The organism is Limnohabitans sp. G3-2 (assembly GCF_002778275.1).
Taxonomy (GTDB): Bacteria; Pseudomonadota; Gammaproteobacteria; order Burkholderiales; family Burkholderiaceae_C; genus Limnohabitans_A.
On sequence record NZ_NESG01000001.1, the window covers coordinates 85,553 to 110,847 of the forward strand.

The following is a 25,295-nucleotide window of genomic DNA, read 5'->3' on the forward strand; positions in this document are numbered from 1 at the left end:
ATTGAGGGTGGGTTGTGAGGTTTAAAAATCAAATCAACTGAATGCTGCCGGGCACAATTTTGGCCCCGAAGTCGCGCGCCATGGCCTGCACCAGCGGGTCGTTTTGAATGAGCGCTTGCGCGGCTTGCATTTTTTCTGCGGCCTGAATAGCCAGACGCTTGGCGGGACTGTCGGTCACCGTGCCGATCTGGATGTGCAACTTCACATCGCCATGGCCGGCTGCCAGCAAGGCGGCCTGCAAACGCTCCCGGCTCGCCGCGTGGTTGAGCGTCTCGCGCTCGACTCGCAGCTGCCATTGGTCAGCGTCGCGGGCCAAAAGTTGCGACTGCAGGGCCAACTCGCGCACCAGGGCCGTGATGGCCTCTTGCGCCATCAAGCCTTGAACCACCTCCAACCACCGATCGCCTTCGGGTGTGGCCTGCACCGTCGCCAAAACCTCGGCGCGGGGCGTATCCAAACGGGCCGAAGGCGCGGCCGCCTCGCGCACGGGCAAAGCTCGCCATGCGGGAGCTGGCACGTCTGAATGGGGCGGCGCCAAGACTGGCCCTTCGGCGTGATCGGTTGTGTCAGGCCACGCCTCCCAAGGCGCAGGCTCTGGCTGGGTTTCGGGGTGAGATTCGGGTTGGGCCGTGGCTTGCGCCGCAAGCAGCGCCTGCGCGCTCAGGTCTGATGGGGGTGAACGGCTTGCCGAGGACGGGTCCGGATCCACTGCAGCCAGGGGCGGCATTTCTCTTTCAAGCGCCTCAGGGTTTGGCGCTTGGGCGGCAGACTGAGGTACAGCAAGACTCGCAGACACAGGTGAGCGAGCAGGCTCAGCCACTGGCGTCAGCGGTTCAGGACGGGTTCGCGGACTTTTTTTTTCCGCTGAAGCGGCGGCGGGTTGGAAGGCCAACAAGCGCAAAAGCACCATGGTCAAAGCGGCGTACTCGTCTGGCGCCAGGCCCAGCTCGTTGCGCCCGTGCAAGCACAAGCTGTAAAGCAGCTGGGTTTCCTCAGCGGGCATGAGGGCGGCCAGATCGGCCAAACCCTGGGTGTCGGGGTCTTCGCCGTCCTGCGCCATGCCGGGCACCATTTGCATCACGGCCATGCGCTGCAGCAGCATGGCCATGTCTTCCAGCGTGGCTGCGGCCGAGACGCCTTGCAGGCGCAAGGCATTGACCTGGTTCACCACGGTGGCCCCGTCCCCCTCGGCCAAAGCCCGGATGAGTTGCAGCACATGGCTGCGGTCCACACTGCCCAGCATCTGGCGAACGCCCGCCTCTTTCAATTGGCCGTTGCCAAAGGCAATGGCTTGATCGGTCAAGCTCAAGGCATCGCGCATCGATCCGCGTGCGGCTCGGGCCAGCAAGCGCAAAGCCAATGGCTCGGCACTCAGTTTTTCAGCCGCCAACACCTGGGTCAGGTGCTCAAAAACCGTTTCGGGCGCCATCGGCCGGAGGTTGAACTGCAAGCAGCGCGAGAGCACCGTCACGGGAACCTTTTGCGGGTCGGTCGTAGCCAACACGAACTTCAAATATTCAGGGGGCTCTTCCAGCGTCTTCAACATCGCGTTGAACGCGGTGTTGGTGAGCATGTGCACCTCGTCGATCATGAAGACCTTGAAGCGCCCCTGCACCGGTTTGTAGACGGCCTGCTCCAGCAGACTTTGAACCTCATCAACACCCCGGTTGGAGGCGGCGTCCAACTCGGTGTAATCCACAAATCGTCCGGCGTCGATGTCTCGGCAAGCTTGGCAAACGCCACACGGCTCGGCGGTGATCCCCCCTTGACCGTCTGCGCCTTGGCAGTTGAGCGACTTGGCCAAAATACGCGAAACCGTCGTCTTGCCGACGCCCCGGGTCCCTGTGAACAAATAGGCATGGTGCAAGCGCTGCTGCACCAAAGCATTGGTCAAAGCCTGAACCACATGCTCCTGGCCCACCATTTCGGTGAAATTGCGGGGGCGGTATTTGCGCGCGAGGACAAGGTAAGACATGGCCCCGATTCTATCGGGCTGAAGAGGCCGGATCAGGTCAAGGCGCTGTTCACCGTTTGGATCAACGATCCACCTCCACCTGCAAGCCCAAGCAGCCCAGATCTGTGTGCGGGCCCATCAAAAAACAAACTTGAATCTGAAAGACTGGGTCAGCTCGCCTACAATCGTGGGTGACGGGCCTTCCCGCATGGTGAAGCGGCCAACCGGGTCAGGTGGGGAACCAAGCAGCCCTAACTGTGAATCCAGTGCCGGGGTCAAGGCTCGTCACCTTATTCTTTTCAGGCGGTCACGCGTTGGTTTGAACTCGGCCGGTCTGCACACCCCATGCAAAACCCAGGCCGCCTGTGCCGCCCCAAAACCCCTTCAGGCCATTCTGCGTCGCAATGCTGGAAAAGGCAGGGCTTTGACTTTGCCCGAGGTGACCAACTGAGGGGCCACTGGCGCCGCGCGCAGCATGTCGGACACGCATTGGTCGGCATTTTGATGGGCGCCCAGACGGTTGGCTTCAAAAGCCAATTTGGTCTGTTGGGCCATCTGTGCCACAAAATTTTGGGGGTAGTCACGCACATTGAAACCACGCAAAGCCATGACTTTCATGAAAGCATTGGCGGCCTCTTCAACGGCACGTTGGTATTCTTGGGAAGCTTCTGGAGACATGTCGACCTCGTTCTGGATGAAGTGATTCACTTCCTCTCAACGCGCCAAGTGCGCTGCGGGTCTACACAACATGTGTTGATTTGTTACAAATTTGTCAAAATCCCTAAACCGGCGGACCGGCCACTGGCCAAACAAGCGGTCAACAAATACCCCCCCGTTGGGGCCTCCCAATCCATCATTTCGCCTGCGCAGTAAACACTTGGACGGTTCAGGAGCATCCCCTCGCGTGTAACACCCGAGTACTCCACACCACCCGCCGTGCTGATCGCTTCGGAAACAGGTCTGGGTTTTTCGAGCGAGATCACCAAACCCTTCAAACAATCGGCCAAGGCTTCTGGCTGGGCCAAAGTTTGCGGCGAGCACAGCTCATGCAACAAGCCCATTTTGACGCCATCTATCCCCAAGCGGCTTTTGAGATGGCTCGACAAACTCCGGCGACCGCGTGGCCAGCGCACCTCACGAAGGACCTGCTCGAGCGGTTTACCGGGCAACAGGTCCAACAAGAAATGGGCTGGGCCTTGGACCAAATCATCGCGCAAAAAGGCCGATGCCGCATACACCAAACTGCCCTCCACCCCACTGTCCGTGATGACGAATTCGCCTTGGCGCTCGAACCTGCTGGGCAAGTCGGTCCCTGCCGAGCCCCCCACACTTGCCACAGCTCCCAACGCCCGAGGGGGGACACGCAATGCCACCGATTTCAGAGGATGCCCTGCAAATCGGGTGCGGAAGTGTTCAGTCCACCCTTGGCCATCGCGCCCCATGACATCAAAACCACAATTGGATGCCTTCAAAGGGGCGATGCTGACACCTTGTTCAGCCAACAAGGGCACCCACGAACCATCGGAGCCCAGACGCGGCCAACTGGCGCCGCCCAATGCCAACAAGGTCGCGCGGGCTTTCACCCGCCGAACGCCCGTCGGTCCTGTGGGCTCAAACACCAGCAGGTCTTTCTCCCAGCCGAGCCAACGGTGGCGCATGTGAAATTGCACAGGAACGCCAGAATCCGGGTGCCGCAGTCGCTGCAACCAGGCCCGCAACAAGGGCGCCGCTTTCATCTCCAGGGGAAACACCCGGCCCGAACTGCCGACAAAGGTCTCCACGCCCAATCCTTGGGCCCAGTCTCGAACCGCTTGCGCATCCATTTGCCCCAACCATGGCGCCACTTGCGCTTGCCGTGAACCGTAACGTGACATGAACAGCTCGGGGGCTTCCGAATGGGTCAAATTCAAGCCCCCTTTACCGGCCAACAAAAATTTTCGCCCCACCGATGGCATGGCATCAAAGAGGTGGACACAGACGCCCGCTTGCGAGAGCACCTCTGCGGCCATGAGGCCAGCCGGGCCACCGCCCACGATGGCCACATCGACCGTCAAGGCTGTGCCGATATCAGGAACGGAAGGGTCTGCGGGTAAATTCATGTAATTACGCTGGACAACGCTTAGGCGACAGTGAACAGGGAAAGTATTCTGTCAAAATAGCCGCAACTTTAGCTGCATCTTCATTGTTCACAAGGAATAGGCCATGGCCAGCGATTTGATCAAACACATTACCGACGCCACTTTTGATGCCGATGTTCTCCAATCGAGCCAGCCAGTGGTGGTCGATTTTTGGGCTGAATGGTGTGGTCCCTGCAAGATGATTGCCCCCATCTTGGACGAAGTGGCCAGCGCTTATGAAGGCAAGCTGCAAATTGCCAAGATGAACGTGGATGACAACCGCGACGTTCCTGCCAAATTTGGCATTCGCGGCATTCCCACTCTGATGATTTTCAAAAATGGGCAATTGGCTGCCACCAAAGTTGGCGCCATGAGCAAGTCGCAACTGACCGCTTTCATCGACCAGCAATTGGCCTGATCGGCTCTGGAGCCTCCTGATGGAGGCCGCACGCCAATCAAAACCGGGTCCATGCGACCCGGTTTTTTGTTTTCCGAGCCCCACACAAAACCTGTCATAATTTCAAACATGGCAGCCCTAACAGGGTCACACGCCTCAATTGACGGAAGCTATCGCCCCCAACCCCGGGCGGCATCCGATCCCACCCATTTCCACCCGGTTACCCCGAAAATCGGTCAACAGTTGACCGATTCGCCACAGGCCCATTCCCATGCATTTGAACGAACTCAAGGCACTTCATGTGTCCGAACTCCTGAAGCAAGCCGACGCACTCGAAATCGAGAACACGGGCCGCATGCGCAAACAGGAATTGATGTTTGCGATCATCAAAAAGCGCGCCAAAGCAGGCGAGCAGGTGTTTGCCGACGGCGTGCTGGAAATTTTGCCCGATGGTTTCGGCTTTTTGCGCAGCCCCGACTCCAGCTACACCGCCTCAACAGACGACATTTACATCAGCCCCAGTCAGGTTCGGCGCTTTAACCTGCACACCGGCGACATGATCGAAGGCGAAGTGCGCATTCCCAAAGACGGCGAGCGCTACTTTGCCCTGACCAAGCTCGACAAGGTCAACGACGATCTGCCCGAGAACAACAAACACAAGGTCATGTTCGAGAACTTGACGCCCCTGTTCCCCAAAGAGCAGATGCGACTGGAACGCGACATCAAGGGCGAGGAAAACATCACGGCCCGCGTGATCGACATCATCGCCCCCCTGGGTCGCGGCCAGCGCGCCTTGATCGTGGCCCAGCCCAAATCGGGCAAGACGGTCATGATGCAGCAGATCGCGCACGCCATCACCGCCAATTACCCCGATGTGCACCTGATGGTGTTGCTGGTGGACGAGCGCCCTGAGGAAGTGACCGAAATGCAGCGCAGCGTGCGCGGCGAAGTGATCTCCTCCACCTTCGATGAACCCGCTTCGCGCCATGTGCACGTGGCCGAAATGGTGATCGAGCGCGCCAAACGCTTGGTCGAGCTGAAAAAAGACGTGGTGATTTTGCTGGACTCGATCACCCGCTTAGCCCGTGCTTACAACAACGTGGTGCCCTCCTCGGGCAAAGTGCTCTCGGGTGGCGTGGACGCCAACGCCCTGCAGCGCCCCAAGCGCTTTTTTGGCGCGGCGCGCAATGTGGAAGAAGGCGGCAGCCTGACCATCATCGCCACAGCGCTGGTGGATACCGGCAGCCGCATGGACGAGGTGATCTTTGAAGAATTCAAGGGCACGGGCAACTGCGAGATTCACCTGGAGCGCCGCTTGTACGAAAAACGCGTGTTCCCGGCCATCAATTTGAACCGCAGTGGCACCCGCCGCGAAGAGTTGCTGCTCCAGCCCGAAGTGCTGCAAAAAACCCGGATTCTGCGCCAGTTCATGTACAACATGGACGAAATCGAGGCCATGGAGATGGTTTTGAAGAGCATGAAAGCGACCAAAAACAACTCTGAGTTCTTCGACATGATGCGACGCGGCGGCTGATACCCTATAATCGACAGGTTTTGCGGAAAGTGCACTCAGATAGGCTGAAGTGTGGCTACCGTAGCGAAAATAAAAGGATTTCCCCATGAAAGACGGCATTCACCCCAACTACCGTGAAATTTGCTTCCAAGACATGTCCAATGGTTTCAAGTTCGTGACACGTTCATGCGCCAACACCAAAGAAATGATCACCATGGAAGACGGTCGCGAGTTGCCGCTGTACAAGCTGGACACGACCAGCGAGTCGCACCCCTTCTACACGGGTACACAAAAGTCGGTCGACAACATGGGCGGTCGCGTGGAAAAATTCCGCAACCGTTTCGGCAAGACCACCACCATCGCCAAGTAATTCGCGCATTGGTGACCCCCAAAAGGGCAGCCCGGGCAACCGGCCTGCCCTTTTTGCTTGGCCATCACCTTGTGCCAGCTTGCGCTCACCCGCGAGGGCTAAGGTGACACCTTCATCACGTTGTGTACTGATATCTTTTGCCCCTGTGAACCAACCCACCCCAGCCATCGTTGCCCAAAGTGCCGTGCGCAGACTGCCGCGTCTGTATTTGCTGCTGCTGTGCGTCGCCTATGTTTTGCCAGGCTTTCTGGGTCGCTCGCCTTGGAAAGCCCAAGACGTGGAAGCCTTTGGCTACATGCTGCAAATGGCCCACCCGGGCATGGGGGACTCGCTCAGTTGGCTCAAGCCCACCCTGCTGGGCAGCCCCGATGGCAACCTGGCTTTGTTGCCTTACTGGCTGGGCACCCTGTTCATTCGCATGGCACCAGCAGGCTTTGAAGATCTGTTCGCCAGGCTGCCGTTCATGGGCATGCTGATCGCCACTTTGGCATCGACTTGGTATGCCGTGCACGCGCTCACCCGGCATCCGGCAGCCCAGCCCGTGAGTTTTGCATTTGGTGGGGAAGCCAAACCGACCGACTACGCCCGCGCCATGGCCGATGGGGGCTTGTTGGCACTTCTGGCCTGCTTGGGTTTGGCGCAACTGTCGCATGAAACCACCCCTGCCCTGAGTCAGTTGTGCTTTGCAGCTTTGCTGTTTTTTGGCCTGGCGAGCTGGTCGCGACACCGCCTTCGCAGTGCTTCAGCCGTCACGCTTGGCATGCTGGGTCTGACCTTGTCGGGCGCCCCCACTTTGGCTCTGCTCTTGGGACTGGGTGGCGCTGCCATTGGTGCTGCGGGCCAACCTGACCCTTCCCAGCGCCGCATGAGCATGCTGGATTTGGGCATTCTGGCCTTGGTGATGCTGCTGTGCATCACCACCGCAGGTGCGCTGGATTTATGGCGTTGGCGTGTGGTGCCCCACACACTTTTGGACCTGCACAGACTGGCCAAATTGATCGCTTGGTTCACCTGGCCCGCCTGGCCCCTGGCGCTCTGGGCTTTGTGGCGCTGGCGTGGACAACTCTCGCGCGCTTGGCGCTATCCCCACCTGGGTTTGCCCATTTGGTTCGTGACGGTGACCGTGGTGGCCACCTGGTTCACAGGACTGTCTGATCGGGCATTGCTCACTTCCTTGCCCGCGATCGCCACTTTGGCGGCCTTGGCACTGCCGACGCTCAAGCGCAGCTTGGGGGCCCTGATCGATTGGTTCACCTTGGTGTTTTTCAGCCTTTGTGCCTTGGCGATTTGGGTGGTCTGGTTGGCCATGCAAACCGGCACCCCTGCCAAACCCGCGGCCAATGTGGCCCGCTTGGCGCCCGAATTTGTGCCTGAGTTTTCCATGGCGGCATTCGCTTTGGCACTGGGGGCCACACTGGGTTGGGCTTTGCTGGTCAGGTGGCGCACCGGCTACCACCGCGCAGCGATTTGGAAGAGTATGGTTTTACCGGCCGGAGGCGCTGTGCTGTGCTGGTTGCTGCTCACCACATTGTGGCTCCCCTTGGTCGACTACAGCCGCAGCTATGCCCCTTTGATGGCCAAAGTCAGCCAAGCCACCCATGGCAGCACTTGCTATCAATTTGCAGGCATCAACAAAGCCCAAGGTGCCGCACTGATCTACCACGCGAAGGCTCGCCTGCGGCCCTTGCAAGCCCCTCAAGACGACTGCCCTTGGTTGATCGTGGACCGGGTCAATCTGTCCTTGCTGTCGGCCAAGGTGCAGTCATTGGGCTGGACAGCACAAACTGCCATCAAACGGCCCACTGACAGAAGCGAAACCTTGGTCATTTTCCGTCCGGCTCAGGCGCTGACCTCGCCCGCTGACGCATCCTCGCGCTGAAGCATGTCCGAGCTGCGCATCATTGCTCGCCATGCGGGCACCGTGCTCGTCGGCCAACTCGCCGTCATGTCGTTTGGCATTGCCGACACCCTGATCGCTGGGCGTTACAGCCCACAGGCTCTGGCTGTTTTGGCTTTGGCCTCTTCCATTTACATCAGCATTTACGTGGCCCTCAACGGCCTGATTCAGGCCTTGTTGCCGGTTTGGGCCGAACTGCATGGGGGCGGCCGAGAAGCGGAGGTGGGGCGATCGGTCCGGCAAGCGCTTTACATCACGGGCAGTGCAGCGCTGATCGGCATCTGTGGTTTGTGGTTTCCTGATCTGTGGCTGTGGGCCACCGAAGTGCCCGAAGAACTCTGGCCCGATGTCCGCGCTTATTTGCGTATTTTGGCGGTGGCTTTGGTGCCTTCATTGCTGTTTCGCTTGTATGGCACGCTCAACCAAAGTTTGGGCCATCCGCGCTTGGTCACCGGCTTGCAAGCCGCGGCCTTGCTGGTCAAAGTGCCACTGTCTTTCGCCTTGACATTTGGCGTCTCGGGCGTGCCCGGCCTTGGTGTTGTGGGCTGCGCATGGGCCACTTTGGCCGTCAACCTGCTCATGATGCTGGCGGGCCTGTGGCTGCTCAGAACACAAGACATCTACCGGCCCTACCGCTTGTGGCAACGCCCTGAAAAGCCCGATGGGGCTGTGCTTCGGCGCTTCTTGGCGCTGGGTGTGCCCGCAGGTTTGTCCATCATGGTGGAGGTGACCTCTTTCACCCTGATGGCCTTGTTCATTGCACGTCTGGGGGCGGTGGCCTTGGCCAGCCACCAAATCGCGGCCAGTTTGGCTGCGGTGCTGTACATGGTCCCGCTGGCCTTGGGGATCGCCAGCAGCGCACGCACGGGTTTTTGGCTGGGCGCTGGGCAAAGACACAAAGCGCGCCGCGCCGCTGCTTTGGGCATCGGCTTGGCCCTAGGAGCGGCTTTGTTGGGGGCGGGTCTCTTGTTTTCAGGCCGCGAAGCACTGGCCCGGGCCTTCAGCCACGACCCCCAGGTGGTGCAAGCCGCCACCTTATGGCTGGGCTGGGTGGCGCTCTACCACTTGGCCGACGCGGTGCAAGCCGTCTGCGCCTACCTGCTTCGCTGCTACCGCATCACCTTGATGCCCTTGCTCATTTACACCACCCTGCTGTGGGGAGTGGGCTTGTATGGCGGCTATGTCTTGGCCTACCAAGGCATCGAATGGGCCGGATGGCCACTTCGCGCCAGCGTGGAAACCTTTTGGATCACCAGCACCGTCGCCCTGGCCTTGGTGTCGCTGCTGTTCACGGCCATGGTCTGGCATGCCTCGCGCTTGACAAGCCCACCGGCCAAAATGCATTAAGGTCAAGTCCTCGAACACTCTGAAAAGAAGCCCGCCATGATCCTCGAACTCGCCGACATCCGCATTCACCCTGATCAACAAGCCGAATTTGAAAAAGCCATTGAACTGGGCTTGAACACCGTGGCCTGCAAAGCCAAGGGGTTTCAGGGTGGCAAAGTCAACCGTGGCATTGAAAGCCCTGAGCGCTACATCTTGCAAATTTTTTGGGACACGCTGGAGGACCACACCGTGGGTTTTCGCCAATCGCCGCTGTTCACCGAGTGGCGCGCCATCGTGGGCCCATTTTTCGCAGCACCACCGCATGTGGAGCACTTTGAGCTGACCCTCAAATCGGCTTGATCGGCACTTGAGCGGGGCTCAGGCCGCTTCGTGGCGTGACACCAGCAAAGCCAACAGGTGCATGAACTGCCCTTGCTCCGGGGCTGAAAGCGGCGACAAAATCTCCGCTTGAACCGCCGCCACCGCAGCGAGCATCCCCGTCAAGGCTTGCTGCCCCTCTGGGGTCAACACCAACAACTTTCGCCTGCGGTCCACGTTGTCGGAACGCCGCGCCACCCACCCCTTGCTCTCCAGACGACCGATCACTGAGCCCGAAGTGGCCGGATCAAAGGCCACCCGCGTGGCCAAAGTGGTTTGGTCCACACCGGGACTGTCCATCAGCGCATTCAAAATGGCGAACTGAACAGGTGTGACATCGGCCGCCGCCAAATGCGTGTGAAACAAAGCCACAGAAATTTGGTGCGCACGGCGGATCAAATGCCCTGGTGCGGCCGCCACATCAAAGCTGTGTTTCATTTCCCGGTTTCTCCGTCCATTGCAGGGTTATCACCAGTCGAAGTGCTGGCCTGGCCTTCTATAGTAAGCGCACTTAGAAAGTGATTCCTTTCTGAAGATCCGATGGGCACGCTCAGCCCGACTGACTTTGGCAAGATCCAACTGTCCATTTTTTGAAAGTGATTCATGAGTTTTTTGTTTCCACCAGCGCCCACTGTTTCAGTTCCCGTTGTGGGACAAACGAGCCGCTTCCCCGTGCACCGCATTTACTGTGTCGGCCGCAACTACGAAGAACACGCCAAAGAAATGGGGTTCACCGGACGTGAGCCACCCTTCTTTTTCCTCAAGCCCGCTGACAGTTTGGTGGTGGTCGAAGCCGGGCAAACCGGCACCATGCCTTACCCCAGCCTCACACACAACCTGCACCATGAAATCGAATTGGTGGTGGCCATCGGCAAGGGAGGACGCCATATCCAAGCCGCCGATGCGGCCAAGCACATTTACGGCTATGCCGTGGGCTTGGACATGACACGCCGCGACCTGCAAAACGACATGAAAAAACAAGGCCGCCCTTGGTGCATCGGCAAGGCCTTTGACCATTCGGCCCCGATTGGCCCCATCACACCTTCGGCGCAAGCCGGTGATGTCAACCAGGCCGAGATCAGCCTGCAAGTCAATGGTGCAGACCGCCAACGCAGCAGTGTGGCCAAGCTCATTTGGAATGTGGCCGAAACCATCGAGCATCTGTCCGCAGCCTGGGAGCTGCAGCCCGGCGACCTGATTTACACAGGCACGCCCGAAGGGGTGGCCGCGGTCATCGCGGGTGACACTTTGGTGGGTGAGGTGGCTGGGCTTGGCAGCCTGAGCATCCAAATCGCTTGAAAAGTGGCTGGGGAACACGCTGTTTGCAGGACCGCGCCCAGCGTTTTCCCCATGAATAAAAGTGCACCACCCACCAAAATAGAGGGTTAACCCCCAATTAACCTCACAAAAGCTGCAACATAATTCATCTTTTAAGGCATGGATGCGCCACGGTGAGGTTCAAGCGTGTGCATTGGGCGTGTTTTTTTGATTAACCGACCGAGCGGTTGCCTTATCATCATTTTTTTTACCCTGCTGGAGACAAGTCGATGAAGAAATTCCTACAACAAACGGCCTTGGCCGCAAGCCTGATGGCCCTTGGTTCGGGTGTTCACGCCCAAACCATCACCCTCAAAGTGCACCACTTCTTGGGCCCCCAAACCATCCAGCACACCACGATGCTGGGCGACTGGTGCAAAAACATCGCGCGGGACTCCAAAGACCGCCTCAAGTGCGAAATTTTCCCGGCCATGCAATTGGGCGGTACACCTGTTCAGCTGTATGAACAGGCTCGTGATGGCGTGGTTGACGTCGCTTGGACACTGCAAGCCTACACACCCAAGCTGGCCAAGCTCGAAGTGTTTGAGTTGCCCTTCATGATGACCAACGCCGAAGCCACCAGCCGCGCTGCTTGGGACTACGCCCAAAAATTCGCTCAGGACGACTTCAAAGACGTGAAGTTGTTGGCTGTGCACGTCCACGGCCCAGGCAACATCTTCACCAAGAACAAAGCTGTGACCACCATGGCCGACCTCAAGGGCCTGAAAGTTCGCGCCCCGACTCGCCAAGTCAACAAGATGGTCGCCATGATGGGTGCCACACCTGTGGCCATGCCTGTTCCTCAAGTGCCTGAAGCCTTGTCCAAAGGTGTCATCGACGGTGCTGTGATCCCTTACGAAGTCGCGCCAGGTCTGAAGGTCAACGAGTTGACCAACTTCACGGCCGAAACCGACCGCAGCTACAACGCGCTCTACACCACGGTGTTTGTGGTGCCCATGAACAAGGCCAAGTACGACTCGCTGCCTGCTGACCTCAAGGCCGTCATCGACAAAAACTCCGGTCGTGAATTTTCGGCCTTCATGGGTAAAACCCAAGCCGGCCACGACGTGCCTGGCAAAAAAGTGTTTGAAGCTTCGGCCAACCAAAAGATCAGCGTGATTCCGAAGGCTGAATTGGAAAAGTGGAAAAAAGCCACCGATTCTTTGGACGATGCGTGGGTGGCCGAGATGACCGGCAAAGGCATGGACGGCAAAGGCATGCTCCAGTCGGCCACCGACTTGATCAAACAGTACACCAAGTAATTGGCTGCTCAGTGGTCAACAAGAGCAGGGGTGACCCTGCTCTTGTTGTTTGACCTCTAACTTCTCTTCAATCTGTTGAGCAGACGCCCATTCGGCTGCCAACTCCCCCCCCATTTTTCCGCAGCGCGGAGCCATCACGATGTTTTCAAATTTCATAGAGCGGACAGCCCGACTCTGCAGCATTTTGGGCGGACTGGTCATGACCGGATTGATGCTGATGACCTGCTACAGCCTCATTGGACGCAATTTTTTTGATTCTGCTCTGATCGGAGACTTCGAACTGACGGGTGTGGGCGCGGGCGCCGCCATTGCCTTGTTCATGCCCTTGTGCCAACTCAAACGCGAAAACATCATCGTTGATTTTTTCACCGCCAAATGCAGTGCAAATACCAACCATGCACTTGATCGCATGGGTGATGTCCTCATGGCGGTGATTTTTGGTTTGTTGTCATGGCGATGTGGCCTCGGTGCCATCAATGCCAAAGAAACCATGGGCGCATCGATGCTGCTGGGCTTTCCTGACTGGATTGTGTTTACCAGCATGTGCATCCCATTTGGCATCACCGCCCTGATCGCCCTCATGCAAGCGCTTTCCCAAATTGACCACAACGAGGAGGCCACAGCATGAGCCCCATTCAATTGGCCATGATGATTTTCGGCATCATGCTGCTGCTCATGGTGGTGCGCGTGCCCATCGCGGGTGCGATGTTTCTGGCCGGCTCGGCAGGCTTCATCTTGCAGACGGGCATTCAGCCCTTTCTGAATTTCTTGAACAATTTGGCATTCGCCCGATTGGCCAACTACGACCTGTCGGTGATTCCCTTGTTCATCCTGATGGGCCACTTTGCGACGCAAGGCGGCATCAGCAAAGCACTGTTTCAGTTTGCTGCAGCGGTCATGGGCCGATTCAAGGGCGGTCTGGCCATGGGCGCGGTGTTGGCTTGTGGCGCGTTCGGCGCCATTTGCGGCTCCTCGGTGGCCACGGCAGCCACCATCACGGGCGTGGCTTTGCCTGAAATGAAGCGCCATGGCTATTCAGGTCGTTTGGCCACGGGCACTTTGGCTGCGGGCGGCACCTTGGGCATCTTGATCCCCCCCTCGGTTCCCTTGGTCATTTATGCGATCTTGACCGAGCAAAACATCGCCAAGCTGTTTGCCGCCGCGATGATGCCCGGCATCATCGCCATGGTCGGTTACATGATCGCCATTGCCATTTATGTGCGTTTGGTGCCGGGTCAAGCCCCCGATCAGGAAGATCGCGAGCGGCTGACGTTTGAGTCCCTCAAAGGCATCTTGCCCATTGCCACCATTTTTGTGATTGTGTTTGGCGGCATTTACGCAGGGTTCTTCACGCCCACCGAAGGTGCGGCTGTGGGGGCAGCCTCCACCTTTGTGGCGGCCCTGCTCAAGCAAGAGCTGACCTGGAAAAAGTTCATCCAATGCTTCCATTCCACGGCCATCAGCTCGGGCATGATTTTCTTGATCTTCATGGGCGCCGATGTGATGAACGCCTCTTTGGCGCGCACCCAAGTGCCCGCGCAATTGGCCGAAATGGTGGTGGCCATGAACTTTGCCCCCCTGATGGTGGTGGCGGGCATCTTGTTGCTGTACGTGGTGCTGGGTGCGGTGATGGACGAGTTGTCCATGCTCTTGCTGACCATTCCGATCTTTTTCCCCATCATCATGAAGCTCGACTTCGGAATGACCCCCGAGTACACCGCCATTTGGTTTGGCATCATGGTGCTGATGACCGTGGGTTTTGGCATGTTGGCCCCCCCCGTAGGCCTGAACGTCTATGTGGTCAACGGCATGGCCAAGGACGTGCCGCTCAGCGAAAGCTACAAGGGCATCATGCCTTTCCTGATCAGCGACACCATCCGCACTTTGCTGTTGCTGTTCTTCCCGGGTATTTCACTGTTTTTGATCAAGTACCTCACTTGATGTCACAGAGAAACAACGCAGCCCCCATGGCCAAAAGTCTTGGGGGCTTTTTTTTCAATCGACTGGTTAGACTCTCTCCAACTTGTTATTTCCGACTTCACGCCAAGTCCTGCCAAGATGTTTGACCGAACCATCCGACACTGTCGCCAATGTGGCGCTCTGGTTGCCCGCCGTTTGCCCGACGACGGCGACACCAAAGAACGCGCCATCTGCACCGTCTGCCACACGGTGCACTACGAAAACCCCTTGAACGTGGTGGGCACCGTGCCGCATTGGGGCGACCAGGTGCTGCTGTGCAAACGCAACATCGAACCGCGCAAAGGCAAGTGGACCTTGCCGGCAGGCTTCATGGAGTTGGGCGAATCCACTTCGGAGGGCGCTGCCCGAGAAACGACCGAAGAAGCCGGGGCTCAGTTCATCATGGAAGACTTGCTCACCGTGATGAGCGTGCCGCGTGTCGGTCAGGTGCACCTGTATTACCGTGCCCGCCTGACCAGCGATGTGTTCAACCCCGGGCACGAAACCATGGAAGCGCGCTTGTTCACAGAAGATGACATCCCTTGGGACGAATTGGCATTTCGCACCGTCAAGGAAACGCTGGAACACTACTTTGCCGACCGCCGTGCGGGCCGCTTCAGCACGCACGCTTTCGACATCGCCTGAGGCTGCGCCCCCAGGCAGTTGACATCACACATCGATCGCCGCTGCCGAGCCGGCCTGTTTGCGCAGCTCAAACTTCTGTATCTTGCCTGTGCTGGTTTTGGGCAACTCGCCAAACACCACCGCACGCGGCACCTTGAAGCCCGCCAAGTGCTGCTTGCAATGCGCCACGATCTGCTCGGCGGTGACTTGGGCGTCGGCTTTCAACTCCACAAAGGCGCAGGGCGTCTCCCCCCAACGCGCATCGGGCTTGGCCACCACCGCGGCGGCCAGCACAGCGGGGTGGCGGTACAGCACGTCTTCCACCTCAATCGATGAAATGTTCTCGCCGCCCGAGATGATGATGTCTTTGCTGCGGTCTTTGATCTTGAAGTACCCATCGGGGTACTGCACGGCCAAGTCGCCGCTGTGGAACCAGCCGCCCGCAAAAGCCTCTTGCGTGGCCTTGGGGTTTTTCAAATACCCCTTCATGGTGATGTTGCCCTTGAACATGATCTCGCCCATGGTTTCGCCGTCTTGCGGCACGGGCTGCAGGGTCTCGGGGTCCAGCACGCGGACATCGCGCTGCAAGTGGTAACGCACGCCTTGGCGGGCATTCAAACGGGCCCGCCCTCCAATGTCCAGCGCATCCCACTCGGGGTGCTTGGGACACACGGTGGCCGGTCCATAGACCTCGGTGAGGCCATACACATGCGTCAGGTCAAAACCCATCTGCTCCATGCCTTCGATCATGGAGGCTGGGGGCGCAGCGCCCGCCACCATCGCCTTGATGCCTGCAGGCACCCCCACCTTCATGGCCGCCGGGGCATTGACCAGCAGGCCGTGCACGATGGGTGCACCGCAGTAATGCGTGACGCCGTGCTGGCGCATGGCGTCGAACATGGCCTGCGCATCGACCTTGCGCAAACACACGTTCACGCCCGCACGCGCCGCCACGGTCCAAGGGAAACACCAACCGTTGCAATGGAACATGGGCAGCGTCCACAAATACGCCGCATGCTTGGGCATGTCCCATTCGAGGATGTTGGAGATCGCGTTGGTGGCGGCCCCCCGGTGGTGGTAGACCACGCCTTTGGGGTTGCCCGTGGTGCCGCTGGTGTAGTTCAGCGCAATCGCATCCCACTCGTTGGCGGGCAGGCTCCAGGCAAATTCGGGGTCGCCACTGGCCACAAAGGCTTCATAAGTCACCGATCCCAGTGCTTCGGTCGGGCCTGTGTAGAGCGCGTCTTGCACATCGATCACCAGCAAGGGCCGGGTGGACTGGCGCAGCGCCAGCGCTTTTTTCATCACCCCCGCAAACTCCGGGTCCACGATCACCACCTTGGCCTCGCCATGGTCCAGCATGAAAGCCACGGTCTCGGGGTCCAGTCGGGTGTTCATGGCGTTGAGCACGGCGCCCGCCATGGGGATGCCGAAATGCGCCTCCACCATGGGCGGCGTGTTGGGCAGCATCACGGCGACCGTGTCGTTCTTGCCGATGCCCGCCTGTGCCAGCGCACTGGCCAGTTGGCGGCTGCGGCGGTAGGTGGTGGCCCAGTCCTGACGCAAGTCACCATGCACGATGGCCAGTCGTCGGGGGTAGACCTCGGCCGTGCGCTCGATGAAACTGAGGGGTGAAATCGGCGCATGGTTGGCGGGGGTTTGGGGCAAATCCTGGTCAAAGATGCTGACTTTGGTGTCATTCATGGGGGTATTCCGTTTCGGCTGTGGGTCCAATGTGGGACAGTTTGCCTGAGCCCGGTCAAAAATCCATGCTGGTTTGCCCCGAAACAAGTCACTTGGCCGGCCCAGATCGCCCGTCCATATCGGCGAAAATAGCCCGATGGCCATCCCCCAGTCTTTCATCCAGGAGTTGCTGTCCCGCGTCGACGTGGTCGACATCGTGGGCAAATACGTGCAGCTCAAGAAAGGCGGCGCCAATTTCATGGGCCTGTGCCCCTTCCATGGCGAAAAATCCCCCAGCTTCAGCGTCAGCCCCACCAAGCAGTTTTTCCACTGCTTTGGCTGTGGCAAAAACGGCAACGCCATCGGGTTTTTGATGGAACACGCGGGCATGACCTTCATCGAAGCGGTGAAGGACCTGGCCCAACAAACGGGCATGCAAGTGCCCGAAGAGCAGCAGTCACCCGAAGACCGCGCCCGTGCTGCCGCCGCCAAGGCCAAACAAGACAGCCTGAGCGACGTGCTCGAAAAAGCTGGCGAGGCTTACCGCGATCAGCTCAAGATCACGCCCCACGCCATCGACTACCTCAAAGGCCGGGGCCTGTCCGGACAAATTGCCAAACGCTTTGGTCTGGGTTACGCGCCCGAAGGCTGGCGTTCACTGGCGAGCATCTTTCCCAAATACGACGACCCGCTCTTGGCCGAGTCCGGCTTGGTGATCGTCAACGAAGAAGACGACAAGCGCTACGACCGTTTTCGAGACCGCATCATGTTCCCCATCCGCAACATCAAAGGCGAATGCATCGGCTTTGGCGGACGGGTGATTGGCTCGGGCACCCCCAAATACCTGAACTCGCCCGAAACCCCGGTGTTCCACAAAGGCCGCGAGCTGTACGGCTTGTACGAAGCCCGCGAAGCCCTGCACAGCGCGGGCTATGTGCTGGTGACCGAGGGCTATATGGACGTGGTGGCGCTGGCCCAATTGGGCTTTGCCAACGCCGTGGCCACGCTGGGCACGGCCTGCACACCCGACCATGTGCAAAAACTCTTCCGTTTCACCGATGCCGTGGTCTTCAGCTTTGACGGCGACGGCGCAGGCCGCCGCGCTGCGCGCAAGGCCCTCGACGGTGCCCTGCCCTACGCCACCGATGTGCGCAGCATCAAGTTCTTGTTTTTGCCCGCCGAGCACGACCCCGACAGCTATGTGCGCGCGTTTGGCCAAGAGGCGTTTGCTCAACAGATCAAGCTGGCCATGCCGCTGTCGCGCTTTTTGATCGAAGCGGCCAGCGCCGACTGCGACCTGCACACCGCCGAAGGCCGTGCCCGCTTGTCCAGCCAAGCCCGCCCACTGTGGCAGTTGCTGCCCGAGGGCGCTCTCAAGCAGCAACTGCTGTCTGAGTTGGCGCAGCTCATCCAACTGGAGACCGCGGGCCTCGAAAAACTCTGGGCCCAACAAGCAGCAAGCGACCAGCGCTTTGCGCCCGGGGCGCGCAGCGCCAACGCGGCAGCGCCCAGCTCAAGCCTGCCCTCGGTGCATCCAGGCTTTCGGCCAGTGACGGCCGCTGGGCCCTCCGGCGCCGACGAATTCCCCCCATTTGAGCCCAGCTATGGCGAAGCGCCTGCTTGGGCGGGTGACAGCCACGCAGGGGGCTCGCCCGGCCAGGGCCAAAGCTACGGCTCGGCTTACAACGCCCCCCACTCTGCGCCGCGCAAAAACACCAACTGGACGCCGGGCAGCAAGTACGGCAACAGCAAATACAAACGCGAGCCCGCACCCGTCTACACCGGCCCCCGCACGGTGCCTGCAAGCCGAGCCGACCACGCGGCTCGCCTCTTGTTGAGCAATATGGCGCTGTGGGAGAACTTGGCCTCCGAAGACCATGCCATGCTCTGCGCCTTGCCAGCGCCCCACGGCGCATTGTTCGCTTGGCTGGAATCGGTCTTCCACGAGCAAGGGGCTTTGGGCTGGTCGACCCTTCAATCCGACATGCAAAGCCAAGTTTTTGCAGCCGACGCCACGCGCTGGATGGCGCAAGAGAACTTGGGCGTCACGCCGGGCCATGAAAACGCCACCCCACCCGACCCCCAAGAAGCGCGGCAAGAACTCAGGCGTTTGCTCCATCTGCTGATGATCGACCGGCTCAAACAGCTGGAAACCGAAGCGCTGGTCCAAGCCAGCACCGGCCAAGACCCCGAAGCCCAGCAACGCTGGCGCAGTCTGCACGAGCGCCGCAAAGCCCTCATGGCCTCCTCGGCCATCCCCACCGACTCCTGACCCTTCAGGGGGAGGTTAAAGACCCATCGCGACGAGGGCGTCGGTCCGAAAGGATTGGACCGAAGTCACTTGTCCAGCAAGCGGTTGAGCTTTTCGGCCTCAAAACTTTCGCTGGTCGCGGCATCGCCTGGCATGGGCATGTGCTGCTGGGCGCAAAGCTGCTCCAGCGCTTTCCAGATCATGGCGATCTGGTGTTCTTGCCCCGCCGCGTTGTCGATCAGGCCACGCAAGGCCTGGCTGACCGGGTCATCTTCTTGGGTGATGCCGTAGGCGCTGAACTTGCGCTCGGTGCCCGAGACATCGGCGCTCTCGCCCTCTTTGGAAGGAATGATGCGCGCGGGAATACCCACCGCTGTGGCGCCAGCAGGCACCGGTTTGATGACCACCGCGTTGCTGCCGATCTTGGCGCCATCGCCCACCTCAAAGCCGCCCAGCACTTTCGCGCCGGCACTGACCACCACATCGCGCCCCAACGTGGGGTGGCGTTTGGCGCCTTTGTAAAGCGAAGTCCCGCCCAAAGTCACGCCCTGGTAAATCGTGCAACCGTCGCCGATTTCGGCCGTCTCTCCCACCACCACGCCCATGGCGTGGTCAAAAAACACCCGCTCGCCAATCTTGGCGCCAGGATGGATTTCGATGCCCGTGAGCCCGCGCGAGACATGCGAGATGAAACGCCCCAGCCACTTGAGGCCGTGGTTCCAGCACCAGTGCGCGCGGCGGTGCAGCACCAAGGCGTGCAGACCCGGGTAGCAGGTCAGCACCTCCCATGCCGTGCGTGCTGCAGGATCCCGGTCGAGGATGCATTGGATGTCAGAGCGAAGACGTGAAAACATAGGCTTTGAGTCTATCGCTTGCTGCTGGCTTTTTGGATCATGGCCTTGGCCACCCCGCGCAGGATGTGGATTTCTTCAGGGCTCAAGTCGGCCCGGTTGAACAACTGGTTCAGGCGCGGCATGAGCTTTTTAGGCGCCGCCGGATCCAAAAAGCCGATGTCCGCGAGTGCCTGCTCCCAATGGGTGAGCATGCCTGCCACCTGCTGTGCATCGGCCTTGTCGGCGGGTGCCACCACGTCCTGCACTGGAAAGCCCCCCAAGGCCTCGCGCCAGTCGTAAGCGATGACCTGAATGGCCGAGCCCAAATTGAGCGAACCGAACTGGGGGTTCGTCGGGATCGACAGCGCGACATGGCAGCGGTAAACATCTTCGTTTTTCATGCCAAAGCGCTCGGAGCCAAACAAGAAAGCCACGCTCTGCTCGGGTGCGCCGGGCTGGGTCAACTGGGCAAAATGCGCCCGGGGCGAGCGGGTCGGCGGTCCAAAGTCACGCGGCGTCATGGCTGTGGCACACAAATGGGTCACCCCGTCCAAGGCCTCGTCCAAAGTCTCCACCACCCGTGCTTTGTCCAGCACATCGTTGGCGCCACTGGCGCGCTGGATGGTTTCTTCCTTGCGCAGCACGTTGTGCCAGCGCGGCTTGACCAGCACCAACTCGTCAAAACCCATCACTTTCATGGCGCGGGCCGCTGCGCCCACGTTGCCAGCATGGCTGGTCTCTATCAAGATAAAACGCGTTTTCATCCCCCGATTGTCCATGCTGGGGCATACTTGTTCGCGATTCGATCGCATGGTGGCCGTCGGCCCTCTTGGGCCACGGCGCCAAGTCACTTGGTTTTTGGAGTTTTTAGATGAAAACATCATTGCTCTGGCTCTTGTGTGTCACCCCTGTGCTGGCATCCGCGCAATCTGCGGGGCCTGACCGTTTTGTGGGTGAACTCGGTGCTTTGGTCGCCACATCGAACGCCCTGATCCACGGCGCCGAAAGCAAAACCACGGCGCTGCCCTATGTGTATGGCGACTGGGGCCGGTTTTTGGCCCGCGTGGACACATTCGGGTTCAAGGCGCGGCCATGGGGAGCAGGTCACCTCGAAATCGTGGCACGTGTGGGCGACGAAGGCTTCAAGTCAGGCAAAACCGCCTACCCTGGCGCGGGAGACCGCAGTGCCCCTTTGCCCATGGGCTTGGGCACTTTTCAGCGCACGGCGGTGGGAGGCTTGTTCGCTTACGCCCTGCACGATCCTCGCTCGGGCGGTCAATTGGGAGAGTTGAACTGGGCGGGCCAGCTGGACATCGGGCCGGTCAAGCTCTATCCACAGCTGGGCTTGCAGTACCGCTCCGCAGACTATGTGCAACATCTGTACGGCATCGATGCAGCCCAATCCATGGCCACGGGCTTGGCCGTCTATCGGCCAGGCGCTTCTTTGACGCCCATGGCCACCGTGCAAGCGGCAGTGCCCTTGAGCGGCCCTTGGTCGCTGCAATTGCAGACGCGTTACCGGCACCTGGACAGCGCCGTGGCCAACAGCCCCTTGGTCAGCCGGTCCCAGAAGGTCTCGGGTTTTGCGGCGCTGACCTACACCTTGAAATGACCGCCCCTGGCGCTTTGGCAGGCACGGTTCAAGCTGGCCACAACGACTCAGCACGGAATCTGGCTGGCCAATGCTGCGCTCAAAAACCACCACAGCGGCCTGCGCCGCAGGCCAACTGTCCTGCCGCGACGGGCCTGGCCCTCTTTTCATGAGAAAATAAGCCCCTTGTCGCCGCGATCGTGCGTGCGTTACACCCGTTCTTCACACAATTCATGTCGTCCAATCTCCACCCCATGCTCAACGTGGCCATCAAGGCTGCGCGCGCCGCTGGCGCCATCATCAACCGCGCGGCCCTCGACGTTGAAGCGGTTCGCATCTCGCAAAAGCAGGTCAATGACTTCGTCACCGAAGTCGACCACGCCAGCGAAAAAGTCATCATCGACACCCTGCTGACCGCCTACCCTGACCACGGCATCTTGGCCGAGGAATCGGGCAGCACGCATGGCAACCCAAACGCTGACCACATCTGGATCATCGACCCCTTGGACGGCACGACCAACTTCATCCACGGCTTCCCTGTGTATTGCGTGAGCATTGCCCTGCAAGTGCGCGGCAAGATCGAGCAAGCCGTCATTTACGACCCCACCCGCAACGATTTGTTCACCGCCACCAAAGGCCGTGGCGCCTTCATGAACGACCGCCGCCTGCGCGTGAGCAAGCGCATCCGCCTGCAGGAATGCATCATCTCTACAGGTTTCCCCTTCCGCAAGGGCGACAACTTCAACCAGTACCTGCGCATGATGGGCGACGTCATGCAACGCACCGCTGGCCTGCGCCGCCCTGGTGCTGCAGCACTCGACTTGGCCTATGTGGCCGCAGGCTTCACCGACGGCTTTTTTGAAACCGGCCTGTCCCCTTGGGACGTGGCTGCAGGTTCCCTCTTGGTCACCGAAGCCGGCGGCCTGATTGGCAACTTCACCGGCGAGTCCGACTTTCTGGAACAAAAAGAATGCTTGGCGGGTGCGCCCCGTATTTACGGCCAATTGGTCACGATCTTGGGCAAATACAGCAAATTTGCCAGCGCAGGCGACAAAGCCGCTGTGCGCACCGCCGTGGACAGCCTGAGCCGCGACCTGGTGGCGGACAGCGAAGGCGCTGCAGGCGAGGTCGGCGCGGACAGCGCCGAAGGCTCCGAAACCAAAGACGCCCCGTTTTAAGCCATGTCAGCGCTCGACTTGAGTGCCCACACCCCCATGATGGCCCAGTACTTGGGCATCAAGGCGGATTTCCCTGACACCCTGGTGTTCTACCGCATGGGCGACTTTTACGAGTTGTTCTTCGCTGACGCCGAAAAAGCCGCTGGCCTGCTCGACATCACCTTGACACGCCGTGGCCAGTCGGCCGGGCAGCCCGTGATGATGGCGGGGGTGCCCTTTCACTCGATGGAAACCTACCTCGCCCGCTTGATCAAGCTGGGCGAATCGGTGGCCATTTGCGAGCAAGTGGGCGATGTGGCCACATCCAAAGGTCCGGTCGAACGCAAAGTGGTGCGGGTGGTCACCCCCGGCACCCTGACCGATACCGAGCTGCTGTCCGACAAAACCGAAGCCATCTTGCTGGCCGTGCACCAAGCGGGCAAAAACCGCTGCGGCCTCGCTTGGCTGAGCGTCACGCAGGGCGTGGTGCATTTGGCCGAATGCGCTCAAGATGAGCTGGCCGACTGGATCGACCGCATCGCGCCCAGCGAACTGCTGGCCAGCGCAGGCATGACGCCCACCTTTGAGCAAAAACTGCGCGGCCTCAAAACCGCTGGCCGGGGCAGCTGGTCGCTGGCCCTGAGGCCCGATTTTCAGTTTGACGCGGGGCTGGGCCAGCGCAAGCTGCTGGCGCAACTGCAAGCGGCATCGCTGGCCGCCTGGAGTGCTGACACCCTGAGCGACGCGCACGCCGCCGCCGCCGCCCTGCTCACTTACGCCGAACACACGCAAGGGCGCAGCCTGCCGCATGTGCAGCGGGTGCAGGTGCAACGTTCGGACGCGCTGATCGACCTGCCCGCCAGCACCCGTCGCAACCTGGAGCTGACGCAGACGTTGCGCGGCGAAAGCGCGTCGGATTCGCCCACGCTGTTTGCCTTGCTCGACACCTGCATGACCGGCATGGGCAGCCGCCTGCTCAAAAGCTGGCTGCTCAGCCCGCCGCGCGAGCGTGATGTGGCACGCCAACGCCTGCAAGCCCAAGCCGTTTTGCGAGGCGACAGCGGTGCAGGGGCGTGGCGCAGTCTGCGCGAACAACTCAAAGGCGCGAGCGATGTGGAACGCATCACCGCCCGCACCGCGCTGCGCCAAGTGCGCCCGCGTGAGCTGGTGGCGCTGCGCCACGCGCTGGCGCGTGCGGCGGCGCTGTCCACGCAGCTGCAAGCCCTGAACCCTGAGCCCGGCAGCTTGCTGGCCGGCATGGCCCGCTGGCTCACGCCGCCCAACCACTGCGCCGAGCTGCTGCAGATGGCCCTGCTCGAAGAGCCCTCTGCGCTGGTGCGCGACGGCGGCGTGATCGCCGACGGCATGGACGCCGAACTGGACGAGCTGCGCGGCATCCAGACCAACTGCGATGCGTTTTTGCTCGACCTGGAAACCCGCGAAAAAGAACGCACGGGCATTGCCAACCTGCGCGTGCAGTTCAACAAGGTGCACGGCTTTTACATCGAAGTCACGCAAGGGCAACTGGACAAAGTGCCCGAAGACTACCGCCGCCGACAGACCCTGAAAAACGCCGAGCGCTTCATCACGCCCGAGCTCAAAACATTTGAAGACAAAGCCCTGTCGGCGCAAGAACGCGCCTTGGCCCGCGAGAAGTGGCTCTACGAAGGCCTGCTCGACCAACTGCAACCCTTTGTGCCCGCGCTCACCGCACTGGCGCAGGCCATGGCATCACTCGACGCCTTGTGCGCCCTGACCGAGCGCTCGCTCACGCTCCATTGGTGTGCCCCCGAGTTCAGCAAAGAGCCTTGCATCGAAATCCGCCAAGGCCGTCACCCGGTGGTCGAGGCGCGGCTGGCCCAGCTGTCGGGCGCGAGCTTCATCGCCAACGACACGGTGCTCGGTTCGCGCCAGCGCCTGCAAATCATCACCGGCCCCAACATGGGCGGCAAATCCACCTACATGCGCCAGGTGGCGCTGATTGTGCTGCTGGCCAGCATCGGCAGCCATGTGCCCGCCAGCCGCTGTCGCTTGGGTCCGATCGACGCCATCCACACCCGCATCGGTGCAGCCGACGATCTGGCCAACGCCCAGTCCACCTTCATGCTGGAGATGACCGAAGCCGCGCAAATTTTGCACAGTGCCACCCCGAACAGCCTGGTGCTGATGGACGAAATCGGGCGCGGCACGTCCACCTTTGACGGCCTGGCCCTGGCCAGCGGCATTGCCACACACCTGCACAACAAGACCCAGGCCTTCGCCCTGTTTGCCACGCACTACTTTGAGCTCACCGAGTTCCCGGCCACACACACGGCGGCCGTCAACATGCATGTGAGCGCCGCCGAATCGGGCGCGTCCATCGTGTTCTTGCACGAGTTGCAGCCCGGCCCGGCCAGCAAGAGTTATGGCGTGCAAGTGGCGCGTCTGGCGGGGATGCCAGGCGCCGTGCTCAACCACGCCCGCCATGCGCTCAGCGCACTGGAGGCCGGGGCGACTGAAAGCCGCCAGCAGGTGGACTTGTTTGCCGCCCCCCCCGAAGCCGAGGCCGCAGGCCCCTCGCCGGTGGAAGCGGCGCTGGCCCAAATCAACCCCGACGCGCTCAGCCCCCGCGAAGCGCTCGACGCCCTCTATGCCCTGCAGCGCCTGCTGCCCAAAAGTTAAAGAGC

Annotated in this window: 22 protein-coding genes and 1 other RNA gene; 16 read left to right on the forward strand and 7 right to left on the reverse strand. The window is 60.3% G+C overall.

All coding sequences use genetic code 11. The features are described 5' to 3' along the window. Nucleotides 1–28: 28 nt before the first annotated feature. Nucleotides 29–1,975 (reverse strand): DNA polymerase III subunit gamma/tau, encoded by a 1,947-nt coding sequence (gene dnaX / locus B9Z31_RS00395; protein WP_100117601.1) that lies wholly within the window; start codon nucleotides 1,973–1,975, stop codon nucleotides 29–31. 172 nt (nucleotides 1,976–2,147) lie between these two features. Between dnaX and ffs the strand changes: the two genes are divergently transcribed. Then, nucleotides 2,148–2,244, forward strand: an RNA gene (gene ffs / locus B9Z31_RS00400) — signal recognition particle sRNA small type. Nucleotides 2,245–2,338: 94 nt separating this feature from the next. On the opposite strand, the gene B9Z31_RS00405 is transcribed toward ffs, so the two are convergent. Beyond that, a complete protein-coding gene (locus B9Z31_RS00405) occupies nucleotides 2,339–2,632 on the reverse strand; it encodes a hypothetical protein (RefSeq protein ID WP_100117912.1) in 294 nt (97 codons plus the stop codon). An 83-nt stretch (nucleotides 2,633–2,715) separates the two neighbouring features. Further along, entirely contained in the window at nucleotides 2,716–4,053 is a 1,338-nt protein-coding gene (locus tag B9Z31_RS00410; protein WP_100117602.1) for a TIGR03862 family flavoprotein, read from the reverse strand. A 103-nt stretch (nucleotides 4,054–4,156) separates the two neighbouring features. Here B9Z31_RS00410 and trxA point away from each other — a divergent pair, with 103 nt between their 5' ends. The 6 genes from trxA to B9Z31_RS00440 all read left to right on the forward strand — a co-directional run bounded on the left by trxA (nucleotide 4,157) and on the right by B9Z31_RS00440 (nucleotide 9,934). After that, nucleotides 4,157–4,489 (forward strand): thioredoxin TrxA, encoded by a 333-nt coding sequence (gene trxA / locus B9Z31_RS00415; RefSeq protein WP_100117603.1) that lies wholly within the window; start codon nucleotides 4,157–4,159, stop codon nucleotides 4,487–4,489. A gap of 250 nt (nucleotides 4,490–4,739) precedes the next feature. Continuing rightward, nucleotides 4,740–6,002 (forward strand): transcription termination factor Rho, encoded by a 1,263-nt coding sequence (rho, locus tag B9Z31_RS00420; protein WP_100117604.1) that lies wholly within the window; start codon nucleotides 4,740–4,742, stop codon nucleotides 6,000–6,002. A gap of 85 nt (nucleotides 6,003–6,087) precedes the next feature. Continuing rightward, on the forward strand, nucleotides 6,088–6,351 hold the full coding sequence (locus B9Z31_RS00425; protein ID WP_100117605.1) for a type B 50S ribosomal protein L31: 264 nt from the start codon (nucleotides 6,088–6,090) through the stop codon (nucleotides 6,349–6,351). A 145-nt stretch (nucleotides 6,352–6,496) separates the two neighbouring features. Beyond that, entirely contained in the window at nucleotides 6,497–8,230 is a 1,734-nt protein-coding gene (locus tag B9Z31_RS00430) for a hypothetical protein (RefSeq protein WP_100117606.1), read from the forward strand. 3 nt (nucleotides 8,231–8,233) lie between these two features. After that, nucleotides 8,234–9,595: an MATE family efflux transporter gene (locus B9Z31_RS00435; protein ID WP_100117607.1), complete on the forward strand. Its 1,362-nt coding sequence runs from the start codon at nucleotides 8,234–8,236 to the stop codon at nucleotides 9,593–9,595. Between the two features lie 36 nt (nucleotides 9,596–9,631). Beyond that, nucleotides 9,632–9,934, forward strand: a complete 303-nt coding sequence (locus B9Z31_RS00440; RefSeq protein ID WP_100117608.1) for an antibiotic biosynthesis monooxygenase — start codon at nucleotides 9,632–9,634, stop codon at nucleotides 9,932–9,934. 18 nt (nucleotides 9,935–9,952) lie between these two features. Here B9Z31_RS00440 and B9Z31_RS00445 read toward each other — a convergent pair whose 3' ends face one another. Further along, complete coding sequence (locus tag B9Z31_RS00445) at nucleotides 9,953–10,390, reverse strand: MarR family winged helix-turn-helix transcriptional regulator (protein ID WP_100117609.1); 438 nt, start codon at nucleotides 10,388–10,390, stop codon at nucleotides 9,953–9,955. Nucleotides 10,391–10,555: 165 nt separating this feature from the next. Between B9Z31_RS00445 and B9Z31_RS00450 the strand changes: the two genes are divergently transcribed. The 5 genes from B9Z31_RS00450 to B9Z31_RS00470 all read left to right on the forward strand — a co-directional run bounded on the left by B9Z31_RS00450 (nucleotide 10,556) and on the right by B9Z31_RS00470 (nucleotide 15,135). Further along, nucleotides 10,556–11,251, forward strand: a complete 696-nt coding sequence (locus tag B9Z31_RS00450; protein ID WP_100117610.1) for a fumarylacetoacetate hydrolase family protein — start codon at nucleotides 10,556–10,558, stop codon at nucleotides 11,249–11,251. Nucleotides 11,252–11,499: 248 nt separating this feature from the next. Continuing rightward, on the forward strand, nucleotides 11,500–12,531 hold the full coding sequence (locus B9Z31_RS00455; protein ID WP_100117611.1) for a TRAP transporter substrate-binding protein: 1,032 nt from the start codon (nucleotides 11,500–11,502) through the stop codon (nucleotides 12,529–12,531). Nucleotides 12,532–12,730: 199 nt separating this feature from the next. Beyond that, nucleotides 12,731–13,159 carry a TRAP transporter small permease gene (locus tag B9Z31_RS00460; protein WP_233200590.1) on the forward strand — a complete coding sequence of 143 codons (429 nt, stop codon included), beginning with the start codon at nucleotides 12,731–12,733 and terminating at the stop codon, nucleotides 13,157–13,159. Further along, nucleotides 13,156–14,472: a TRAP transporter large permease gene (locus tag B9Z31_RS00465; protein ID WP_100117613.1), complete on the forward strand. Its 1,317-nt coding sequence runs from the start codon at nucleotides 13,156–13,158 to the stop codon at nucleotides 14,470–14,472. The genes B9Z31_RS00460 and B9Z31_RS00465 overlap by 4 nt, the downstream gene beginning before the upstream one ends. A gap of 117 nt (nucleotides 14,473–14,589) precedes the next feature. Next, nucleotides 14,590–15,135, forward strand: coding sequence for an NUDIX hydrolase (locus tag B9Z31_RS00470; protein WP_100117614.1), 546 nt, complete (start codon nucleotides 14,590–14,592; stop codon nucleotides 15,133–15,135). 24 nt (nucleotides 15,136–15,159) lie between these two features. On the opposite strand, the gene B9Z31_RS00475 is transcribed toward B9Z31_RS00470, so the two are convergent. Next, complete coding sequence (locus B9Z31_RS00475; protein WP_100117615.1) at nucleotides 15,160–16,818, reverse strand: acyl-CoA synthetase; 1,659 nt, start codon at nucleotides 16,816–16,818, stop codon at nucleotides 15,160–15,162. A 136-nt stretch (nucleotides 16,819–16,954) separates the two neighbouring features. Here B9Z31_RS00475 and dnaG point away from each other — a divergent pair, with 136 nt between their 5' ends. Then, nucleotides 16,955–19,069: a DNA primase gene (dnaG, locus tag B9Z31_RS00480; RefSeq protein WP_100117616.1), complete on the forward strand. Its 2,115-nt coding sequence runs from the start codon at nucleotides 16,955–16,957 to the stop codon at nucleotides 19,067–19,069. A gap of 65 nt (nucleotides 19,070–19,134) precedes the next feature. Here dnaG and cysE read toward each other — a convergent pair whose 3' ends face one another. Then, the gene (cysE, locus tag B9Z31_RS00485; protein ID WP_100117617.1) at nucleotides 19,135–19,902 is read right to left on the reverse strand and encodes a serine O-acetyltransferase; all 768 of its coding nucleotides are present in this window, start codon (nucleotides 19,900–19,902) and stop codon (nucleotides 19,135–19,137) included. Between the two features lie 11 nt (nucleotides 19,903–19,913). Beyond that, entirely contained in the window at nucleotides 19,914–20,645 is a 732-nt protein-coding gene (locus B9Z31_RS00490) for an RNA methyltransferase (protein ID WP_100117618.1), read from the reverse strand. Nucleotides 20,646–20,752: 107 nt separating this feature from the next. Here B9Z31_RS00490 and B9Z31_RS00495 point away from each other — a divergent pair, with 107 nt between their 5' ends. From B9Z31_RS00495 to mutS, 3 genes are all read left to right on the forward strand, one after another. Beyond that, a complete protein-coding gene (locus B9Z31_RS00495) occupies nucleotides 20,753–21,493 on the forward strand; it encodes a MipA/OmpV family protein (protein WP_100117619.1) in 741 nt (246 codons plus the stop codon). 212 nt (nucleotides 21,494–21,705) lie between these two features. Beyond that, on the forward strand, nucleotides 21,706–22,650 hold the full coding sequence (locus B9Z31_RS00500) for an inositol monophosphatase family protein (RefSeq protein ID WP_100117620.1): 945 nt from the start codon (nucleotides 21,706–21,708) through the stop codon (nucleotides 22,648–22,650). Nucleotides 22,651–22,653: 3 nt separating this feature from the next. Further along, a complete protein-coding gene (gene mutS, locus B9Z31_RS00505) occupies nucleotides 22,654–25,290 on the forward strand; it encodes a DNA mismatch repair protein MutS (RefSeq protein ID WP_100117621.1) in 2,637 nt (878 codons plus the stop codon). Nucleotides 25,291–25,295 lie beyond the last annotated feature (5 nt).

What these genes read in the sequence shown, in the direction of transcription:
- dnaX (WP_100117601.1), bottom strand. Translation starts at nt 1,975, where the DNA reads ATGTCTTACCTTGTCCTCGCGCGCAAATACCGCCCCCGCAATTTCACC.
- B9Z31_RS00405 (WP_100117912.1), bottom strand. Translation starts at nt 2,632, where the DNA reads ATGTCTCCAGAAGCTTCCCAAGAATACCAACGTGCCGTTGAAGAGGCC.
- B9Z31_RS00410 (WP_100117602.1), bottom strand. Translation starts at nt 4,053, where the DNA reads ATGAATTTACCCGCAGACCCTTCCGTTCCTGATATCGGCACAGCCTTG.
- trxA (WP_100117603.1), top strand. Translation starts at nt 4,157, where the DNA reads ATGGCCAGCGATTTGATCAAACACATTACCGACGCCACTTTTGATGCC.
- rho (WP_100117604.1), top strand. Translation starts at nt 4,740, where the DNA reads ATGCATTTGAACGAACTCAAGGCACTTCATGTGTCCGAACTCCTGAAG.
- B9Z31_RS00425 (WP_100117605.1), top strand. Translation starts at nt 6,088, where the DNA reads ATGAAAGACGGCATTCACCCCAACTACCGTGAAATTTGCTTCCAAGAC.
- B9Z31_RS00435 (WP_100117607.1), top strand. Translation starts at nt 8,234, where the DNA reads ATGTCCGAGCTGCGCATCATTGCTCGCCATGCGGGCACCGTGCTCGTC.
- B9Z31_RS00440 (WP_100117608.1), top strand. Translation starts at nt 9,632, where the DNA reads ATGATCCTCGAACTCGCCGACATCCGCATTCACCCTGATCAACAAGCC.
- B9Z31_RS00445 (WP_100117609.1), bottom strand. Translation starts at nt 10,390, where the DNA reads ATGAAACACAGCTTTGATGTGGCGGCCGCACCAGGGCATTTGATCCGC.
- B9Z31_RS00450 (WP_100117610.1), top strand. Translation starts at nt 10,556, where the DNA reads ATGAGTTTTTTGTTTCCACCAGCGCCCACTGTTTCAGTTCCCGTTGTG.
- B9Z31_RS00455 (WP_100117611.1), top strand. Translation starts at nt 11,500, where the DNA reads ATGAAGAAATTCCTACAACAAACGGCCTTGGCCGCAAGCCTGATGGCC.
- B9Z31_RS00460 (WP_233200590.1), top strand. Translation starts at nt 12,731, where the DNA reads ATGACCGGATTGATGCTGATGACCTGCTACAGCCTCATTGGACGCAAT.
- B9Z31_RS00465 (WP_100117613.1), top strand. Translation starts at nt 13,156, where the DNA reads ATGAGCCCCATTCAATTGGCCATGATGATTTTCGGCATCATGCTGCTG.
- B9Z31_RS00470 (WP_100117614.1), top strand. Translation starts at nt 14,590, where the DNA reads ATGTTTGACCGAACCATCCGACACTGTCGCCAATGTGGCGCTCTGGTT.
- B9Z31_RS00475 (WP_100117615.1), bottom strand. Translation starts at nt 16,818, where the DNA reads ATGAATGACACCAAAGTCAGCATCTTTGACCAGGATTTGCCCCAAACC.
- dnaG (WP_100117616.1), top strand. Translation starts at nt 16,955, where the DNA reads ATGGCCATCCCCCAGTCTTTCATCCAGGAGTTGCTGTCCCGCGTCGAC.
- cysE (WP_100117617.1), bottom strand. Translation starts at nt 19,902, where the DNA reads ATGTTTTCACGTCTTCGCTCTGACATCCAATGCATCCTCGACCGGGAT.
- B9Z31_RS00490 (WP_100117618.1), bottom strand. Translation starts at nt 20,645, where the DNA reads ATGAAAACGCGTTTTATCTTGATAGAGACCAGCCATGCTGGCAACGTG.
- B9Z31_RS00495 (WP_100117619.1), top strand. Translation starts at nt 20,753, where the DNA reads ATGAAAACATCATTGCTCTGGCTCTTGTGTGTCACCCCTGTGCTGGCA.
- B9Z31_RS00500 (WP_100117620.1), top strand. Translation starts at nt 21,706, where the DNA reads ATGTCGTCCAATCTCCACCCCATGCTCAACGTGGCCATCAAGGCTGCG.
- mutS (WP_100117621.1), top strand. Translation starts at nt 22,654, where the DNA reads ATGTCAGCGCTCGACTTGAGTGCCCACACCCCCATGATGGCCCAGTAC.